At 68.6% G+C, this 5,207-nt stretch carries 6 protein-coding genes; 2 read left to right on the forward strand and 4 right to left on the reverse strand.

All coding sequences use genetic code 11. The annotated features are described in order from the left end of the window. Positions 1-169 precede the first annotated feature (169 nt). The 4 genes from ABD901_RS58030 to ABD901_RS58045 form a co-directional block, all read right to left on the reverse strand. Entirely contained in the window at positions 170-583 is a 414-nt protein-coding gene (locus tag ABD901_RS58030) for a hypothetical protein (protein ID WP_345144857.1), read from the reverse strand. A gap of 168 nt (positions 584-751) precedes the next feature. Further along, a complete protein-coding gene (locus ABD901_RS58035; protein WP_345144859.1) occupies positions 752-1,291 on the reverse strand; it encodes a hypothetical protein in 540 nt (179 codons plus the stop codon). Positions 1,292-1,517: 226 nt separating this feature from the next. Further along, positions 1,518-2,270, reverse strand: a complete 753-nt coding sequence (locus ABD901_RS58040) for a hypothetical protein (RefSeq protein WP_345144861.1) — start codon at positions 2,268-2,270, stop codon at positions 1,518-1,520. A 194-nt stretch (positions 2,271-2,464) separates the two neighbouring features. Beyond that, positions 2,465-3,382 carry a tyrosine-type recombinase/integrase gene (locus tag ABD901_RS58045; RefSeq protein ID WP_345144863.1) on the reverse strand — a complete coding sequence of 306 codons (918 nt, stop codon included), beginning with the start codon at positions 3,380-3,382 and terminating at the stop codon, positions 2,465-2,467. Between the two features lie 284 nt (positions 3,383-3,666). Between ABD901_RS58045 and ABD901_RS58050 the strand changes: the two genes are divergently transcribed. Next, positions 3,667-3,969, forward strand: coding sequence for a hypothetical protein (locus tag ABD901_RS58050; RefSeq protein ID WP_345144865.1), 303 nt, complete (start codon positions 3,667-3,669; stop codon positions 3,967-3,969). Positions 3,970-4,296: 327 nt separating this feature from the next. After that, a complete protein-coding gene (locus ABD901_RS58055) occupies positions 4,297-4,653 on the forward strand; it encodes a hypothetical protein (RefSeq protein WP_345144868.1) in 357 nt (118 codons plus the stop codon). Positions 4,654-5,207: the final 554 nt, after the last annotated feature.

Consider the following 5,207-nt stretch of genomic DNA (forward strand, 5'->3'; position numbering starts at 1 on the left):
CGTCGTCTCACCAACCCGATTACACGCTGCCGGGACCAACCCCATTACCGCTATGCCGGGACAGACGACGGACGAGGCACCGACCAGGGGCTTGACTCGAAACGTCTTACGCTGATGAGCGCGCACCGTCAGAAGAGTGAGCATGGCGGTGGCGCCGAGCTGTCCGGCCTCAGGGATTTGGCGCTCGTAGTTCCTCGAGCAACGCCACCATTGCGGTGTCCGCCGGCGTTCGCGCGTCGTCGGGCCGGGTTACCTCGCCGCCTTGAGGATCGTAGATGGTAAGTCCATGCCGGCGCGCGAGTTCGTCGATCAGCCGCAGCGCGTCCGTCGCGCGTTGGCCGAAACGCATGTGCATGCTGACGTGGTCGATGCCGACGCTCAGTGGCGTGTCCGTCCAGGGTGAATCGTCACCGCGTGGTGGGTAGTCCGGGTAGCGAGCGCGGAGGCTTTCGTAGAACACGACGATGCGCCCGTCGAGCTCGCCCTGGGGGTGATGCCAGCCTTGGCAAACTTCGGCCATGGCTCGCACCTCAGCATCGGTGGCGTCGGGCTGGGCGGCGAGGACGACCAGGTCGAAACTCATGGCGAGCAGCGTGCCTCGCCGGTGCCGCCCTGTCGAGTACGTCGCTGCCACCGACACATGCGACTACTGACGAGGTCCTCGACCTCCGCGAGCCTGCGCACCGCAGCGCCCGGCGCGGCATGACCGTGCACCTGATCAAGTGATTCTGACGAGCGCCCGGCGGCTCCGTCATTCCCTCGGGTGGTGACCGAAGGCGGCCATCGGCGCGCCAGTCGCCTTCTCGTACAGCACCACGTCGCTGAGGCCCACCCGTCGCCCGTCGGCCAGGCTCCGACACGACGGCCACATGATCGATCGCAGTCCCGGATGCTCGACGGCGCGGAGCGATGCACTCGACTCCAGCTCCACCCCGCTCTCGTCGCACCAGGCGACAACAGTGCCCCAGAACCGGTCCACCGATTCCCAGCCGTCCACCGTCCGAGGCCCTCGCAACGGCAACAGCTCCTCGGTCGTGAGCAGGCCCTCCGACCCGTGCGACGCCGCGTTCTGAAGATCCTCGAGAAACTCCAGCGCGACCCGTGACGCGTCGCCCTCCTCAACGAGCAAGTCCTCAACCACGGCAAGGGTCGCCGCGACCCGCCCGCTCCTGCGGCGTACCACCTCCATGACAACGTCCCGCACGGGGATCTCACCGCCTGCGGTCGGCAGCCCGGCGGCGGCCATGAGCCGCTTGACGGGAGTCGGCGGTCGCCGCTTGAGGAGTCCCACTGCACCACCTCGATCATGGCGACGTCCGAACGGGCCGCCCTACGGTCGCATGATCATGCCAGCAAGGTCCGTCCGTGCCAATCAGCTTCCATCTCCCAGGCAATGCCGGTCGGCCGTGCGCGCCGAACGCCACCCGAGCGGATTGCGGCTATGAGAGTGTGGCCGAACAGGCAGCTCGATGAACGTCAGGGGAGGCAACCCAGATCGTCGATCCCGGAAGCGGGCTTCAGCGGCGGCGCATCTGCTCATCGAAGGAGTTCCGGCTGGCGGCGATGGCTGCCCGGCGGATGGCCGGGTTCGGCGACACGGTAAGCACGTCGCGGACCGGCTGCGGCGCGGAGGCGAATGCCTCGAATGCGCACACCGTGATGAATCGGCCGTGGGTTCGAGCCTCGACGAGCGCAATGCTCTTCAGAGCGATCGGAAGGTACCGGGGGTCTACTGCGAGCCGTGCCGGCAGGCCAGCCCGCGCGGCCTTCCGCACCTGGGCCACCCAGTCGGCGGTGCGCAGCATCAGGACGGGCACCAGGGCCGCCAGCGGACCGGTACGCGACTCGGGATCGGCGAAGTCCCAGGAACCGACCCAGTTCCGTATTGCTGGCGTGGAGGCGTCCTGCGATGACGCGGCTGCGTGGCCGGGCGGCCCGGGAATCAGTAGCGCGCCTGAGAGGATGGCGTTCACCGCCTGTTGCCGCACCCGGCCATCGCGATGCATCGCGCCCAGGACCCAGCTGACCGGTCCGGCGGTGCCGGCACGCAGGCGCTGGCAGACCAGGTCCATGGCGGCCGCGTTCAGGTCATGCCGTGCGCGTACGTGCCGATCCAGGTGCGGCAACGCGGCACGCCTGTCGCTCATGTCAAGCAGCTGGCTGATGAGCGGTACTTCACCGGACGGCTCAAGGTCCACCAGCCCGTCGACCAACCGGCGCAGACCCTCCGATTTTCCGATTGCCGCCTCGTCCTTGGACGCCCACAACATTTGCAACCAGGGTGGGAGAGGACCACCGGGAATCACTAGCGCCGGGCCGGACGACAGGGCCATTTCCGCATTATGCCTGCGCCCACCATGCGGCAAGCGACATCCGTCGCCCCGGACCGTCACCTGCGTGCTGGCCGCATGGGCGTGCAGCACCAAGATCGGACGCACTGTTCTCGGCAAAGTCGTGAGCCTGGCTACGTGCCCGAGGCCATGTACGCGGCGAGGATGTAGTTCGGGTGCCGGTCAAGGTTGTTGCGGGCTCGGTCGTACCGCATCGTCGTTCGGGGGTCGGCGTGGCGGGCGGCGATCTGCACGTCCCGGAGGCTGACGCCGGCGTCGAGCATGGTCGTGACGAAGGTGTGCCGCAGCATGTGCGGGTGCATCCTCGGCATCCGAACGCCGGCGGTGGCGGCCAGGTGCTTGAGCCGGCGGGTCGCGGCGTGGCGGTCCATCCGGGTGCCGAGAATATTGCGCAGGATCGGTCCGTCGGTGCGGTCCTCGACAGCTCGTTCAATGGCCCGGGCCACGGCCGGTGGCAGCGGGACGAGAACGACCTTGCCGCCCTTGCCTCGCACCCGGAGCACGTGGTGGCCGTGTTCTTCGCCGAGGTCGCTGATGCTGGCGCCGCAGGTTTCGAAGATCCGCAACCCGAGCAGGCCGAGGAGCGCGATCAGGGCGAAGTCGTTCGGGTTGGCCGACAACCGGGCGGTCGTGATCAGCGCTTCGAACTGCAGATGCCCCAACCCGAGGGTTGGGGACTCGGCCGGTACCGGGGGCCGGCGGACGTAGTCGGCGGGCGAGTGCGGCAGGATCTGGTCGATGACGCAGACGCGGTAGAAGCCGACCACGACCGACAGCCGGCGGGACACCGTGGAGGGCTGGTAGTGGCGCACGTCCTGCAGCCAACGTATGTAGCGCTCGATGTCCACCCGGACCGCTGAGAGCGGGTCGAGTTCCTGGTCGGTGCACCAGTGCAGGAAGACCCGCAGGTCCGACTCGCTGTGCAGCCGAGTCTGACCGCGGTACCGGCCGAGGTACGCGGCCGTCGCCGCGCGAAGTACGAGCTCGTTCGGAGACCCGCCGCTGACGGCTGGGACGATGATGGCAGCCATGCATCACCGTGCGTCACTACTAACGGCGAGCGCCAGTGCGCCCGCTGCGGCATGTGCGGATACGCGATCAAGTTTGATCAGCAGCCGATTCGCCTGCTGATCTCTGCCCGCGCGACCGAGTACTGGCACAACCCAACACGCCGACGGCACGTGACAGAGCCGAGCCGGACTCGCAGGCCGCCGCACAACGTGACTGCTGCGGTGCTCGTGACGGGGAGGCACGTAGTTGCGGGAAACGGTCCATACTGATGCCGCACCGCGACGGACGGGGCAGGCTGTTCACTGTGGAGGCAGCAGTGCTTGCGATGACCTGGGTGGCGCTCGTCCTCGGCGCCGTTTGCACAGTGCTCGGGCTCGTGACCGTCATTCGAGGTCGACACCTGACCCTGCGGCTTGCTGTTCGCGCCGATGCGCGTCGAACCGGCTGGTTCCAACTGCTCCTGGGGTCAAGCATTCTTCTCAACGCCGTGCCTCGCGTAGCCGCCGCTCCTAACTCTGTTGTCCTGGCGTTCACTGTTGTCGCCCTCGCGCCGATCGGTGTCGCGGTTGCAGGATTCTTCCGCGCGCAGGTGCGGCCCAGAGCGTGACCCGGACGCGTGGCGACAGACCCGGCGAGCCGTCCGGCGGTGCAGCCGATCGCGGCTCGGGCGTCCGGGCTGCCGGGAGTCCCTGGTATTCGGCGGAATGCCTCATGATGATGGCGTGATCCCACCGCCACCGGCCCCCGCCGCTGTGTTGTTCCGTAGCTCGGGGGGCCGGGCCGTTGCGTTGTACGTCGGCGCCGCCGCCGTCGTCTCGTTGTCCGGCACGGGGTTCTTCGTCGGGCTGACGGCGCTGGTCGGCGAGCCGGCCAGCCGGACCGTCAACTTCGTCCTTTTCCGCAGTTTTGGCTTACCCCGCTCACTTTCTTCGGCGTGTGGCTCGGAATGCTGATGCGCAACCCGCATTGGGTCCGGCTGTCCGCCGCCGGCGTGGAGATCGGCACGAGCTACACCCGGGCGGTCCTGATCCCGTGGTCGGACGTGGAGTCGGCGACGGTCCGCGGCCGGTCTGTTCTCGCCAATCTCGACATCGCCCCCCGCCCCGGGGCGATGATCTCCCTGCAGGACGCGAAAGGCCGGTTGCCCCTGACGCGCATGCGCAGCGGGCGACTGTGCTATCCAGTCGGAGCCGGGCTCTTTCCGGGCGGCCCCGGCGCTGTGACGGCCGCGCTGCGCGCCCGGGGCGTCCCGGAGGCCCGTCCGCCCGCGCCGAAGGTTGGCTCCCGCTGACCCACTACACACTTCACTGGCGCGGTGGGGTCCTGCCACGACGGCGACGACAGGGGCCGTGACCAACGGCGGAACGTGTGGCCCCGGGACCGACGGAGGAATGCCTCCTGCGGCCAGGGCAACCCGCCCTGGACCCGACGCTCCGGGATGCCCAGGCCCGCCGCGGCCTCCCGCCGCACACCACAGGCAGCCAGACCACACCTGCCCGCTGACCTACGTGTAGCAATCGGGCCACGCCCTACTTGCTCGACGGTCTTCGAAGCGCCAGAGTTCGACGACCGCGCTGTCCCTGCCCTCGGCGCGGAACCACCGAGCGTAATCGCACACCGCTGACCCGCGCGCACGGTCGGCGGCATGAGCGCGCAGCATCGCCGGAGACGATGGTCATCGCGTGGCTCGGCGCCGCTACCTTTCGTCGATGTTCGCTGTACCGTGTGTGGACGGGTTCAGGGAGCGTCGAACCATGGTTTGCCGGCCGCCCAATGCCGGACCCAGCCGAGAAATCCGGATGTGCCGGTGGTGTAGCCGAATTCGGCGCCGAAGGGGGCGGCTCC

Source organism: Dactylosporangium darangshiense (assembly GCF_039537565.1).
Taxonomy (GTDB): domain Bacteria; phylum Actinomycetota; class Actinomycetes; order Mycobacteriales; family Micromonosporaceae; genus Dactylosporangium; species Dactylosporangium darangshiense.

Bases quoted from the DNA above. Each gene is read 5' to 3' on its own strand.
- ABD901_RS58030 (WP_345144857.1), bottom strand. From the start codon at position 583: ATGAGTTTCGACCTGGTCGTCCTCGCCGCCCAGCCCGACGCCACCGAT.
- ABD901_RS58040 (WP_345144861.1), bottom strand. From the start codon at position 2,270: ATGTTGTGGGCGTCCAAGGACGAGGCGGCAATCGGAAAATCGGAGGGT.
- ABD901_RS58045 (WP_345144863.1), bottom strand. From the start codon at position 3,382: ATGGCTGCCATCATCGTCCCAGCCGTCAGCGGCGGGTCTCCGAACGAG.